Source organism: Cellulomonas sp. IC4_254, assembly GCF_011603975.1.
In the GTDB taxonomy this organism is placed as follows: domain Bacteria; phylum Actinomycetota; class Actinomycetes; order Actinomycetales; family Cellulomonadaceae; genus Cellulomonas.
The window spans coordinates 1-1,956 of the sequence record NZ_JAANNB010000338.1 but is presented as its reverse complement, the minus strand read 5'-3'; the positions used below and the strand labels follow the sequence as shown (position 1 = coordinate 1,956).

The following is a 1,956-nucleotide window of genomic DNA, read 5'->3' as shown; positions in this document are numbered from 1 at the left end:
CCCCTCGACCCGGAGCTCGCCGCGCGCCTGCGCCGCGACCCGTCCGGCCTGGTCGCGGCCGTGGTGCAGCAGCACGACACCGGCGAGGTGCTCATGCTCGGCTGGATGGACGACGAGGCCCTGCACCGCACCCTCACCGGCGGCCGGGTGGTGTTCTGGAGCCGGTCGCGGCAGGAGTACTGGCGCAAGGGCGACACCTCCGGGCACGCGCAGTACGTGAAGTCGGTGGCCCTCGACTGCGACGGCGACGCGCTGCTCGTGCGGGTCGACCAGGTCGGGGCCGCCTGTCACACCGGGACGCGCACCTGCTTCGAGGCGGGCGGCTCGCTGGGTGCGGTCGTCGGCGAGCGTCCGGCCGCGACGGAGCAGCACGGATGACCGCCACGACGCCCGCGACCCCGGCCGCGCCCGCGACCACCCCGGTCGACGTGCCCTGGGGCGCCACCTGGCCCGCCCTCGGCGAGTTCCGCGCGCTGGCCGCGTCCCGCCGGGTGATCCCGGTCGTGCGCCGGCTGCTCGCGGACGACACCACGCCGGTCGGCCTGTACCGCACGCTGGCCGGCGGCCGGCCGGGCACCTTCGTCCTGGAGTCCGCGGAGCAGGACGGGTCCTGGTCCCGGTGGTCGTTCGTCGGCGTCCGGTCCCGGGCGACCCTCACCGTGCGGGACGGCCGCGCGGTGTGGACCGGGGACGTCCCGGCGGGCGTGCCGACCGAGGGCGACCCGCTCGCGGTGCTGGGCGAGACCCTCGAGGTGCTGCGCACGCCGGCCGTGCCCGGCCTGCCGCCGCTGACCGGCGGCCTGGTCGGCGCGCTCGGCTGGGACGTCGTCCGGCACTGGGAGCCGACGCTGCCCGCCGCCGCCCCGGACGAGCTGGGCGTCCCCGAGATGACGCTGCTGCTGGCGAGCGACCTCGCGGTGACCGACCACCGCGACGGCTCGGTGTGGCTGGTCGCCAACGCGATCAACTTCGACGGCACGGACGCGCGCGTCGACGAGGCGCACGCCGACGCCGTGGCGCGGCTGGACGCGATGCAGGAGGCGCTGCTGCGGCCCGCCGCGCCCGCGGCCGCGCACCTGGTGGACGCGCCCGCGCCGCCGCTCGAGTTCCGGTCGACCGCCGCCGAGTACGAGGCCGCCGTCGCGCGCGGCCAGGAGGCGATCGTCGACGGCGAGGTGTTCCAGGTCGTGCTGTCGCAGCGCCTGGACCTGGACTGCCCGGCCGCGCCGCTCGACGTCTACCGCGTGCTCCGGACGATCAACCCGAGCCCGTACATGTACTACCTGCAGCTGCAGGACGCCGACGGCCACGACTTCGCCGTGGTCGGGTCCAGCCCCGAGACGCTGGTCAAGGTCACGGAGGGGCACGTCACGACGTTCCCGATCGCCGGCTCCCGCCCGCGCGGCGCCACGCCCGAGGAGGACCGCGCGCTGCACGACGAGCTGCTCGCCGACCCCAAGGAGCGCGCCGAGCACCTGATGCTGGTCGACCTCAGCCGCAACGACCTGGTCAAGGTCTGCGAGCCCGCGACCGTCGAGGTGGTCGAGTTCATGGCGGTGCGGCGGTTCAGCCACATCATGCACATCTGCTCGACGGTCGTCGGCCGGCTGCGCGCCGGGGCGACCGCGCTCGGGGCGTTCACCGCGACCTTCCCGGCCGGCACCCTCTCCGGGGCGCCGAAGCCGCGGGCCATCGCGCTGATCGACGAGATCGAGCCCGCGCGCCGGGGCATCTACGGCGGCACCGTCGGCTACTTCGACCTGGCCGGCGACATGGACATGGCCATCGCCATCCGCACCGCCCTCATCCGGGACGGCCGGGCGAGCGTGCAGGCGGGTGCCGGGATCGTCGCCGACTCCGTGCCGGCCACGGAGTACCAGGAGTCCCGGGACAAGGCCGCGGCGGCCGTGCGGGCCGTGCAGGTCGCGTCGCGGCTCCGGGCGGTCGGGGCGCCGT

The 1,956-nt window shown here is 76.1% G+C and carries 2 protein-coding genes; both read left to right on the top strand.

The features are described from left to right. Positions 1 to 378: phosphoribosyl-AMP cyclohydrolase (hisI, locus tag G6556_RS18555; RefSeq protein WP_166944593.1), on the top strand; the 378-nt coding region annotated here is incomplete at its 5' end. Continuing rightward, the coding region (locus G6556_RS18550) for an anthranilate synthase component I (RefSeq protein WP_166944591.1) at positions 375 to 1,956 on the top strand (1,582 nt) is incomplete at its 3' end. The genes hisI and G6556_RS18550, both read left to right, overlap by 4 nt.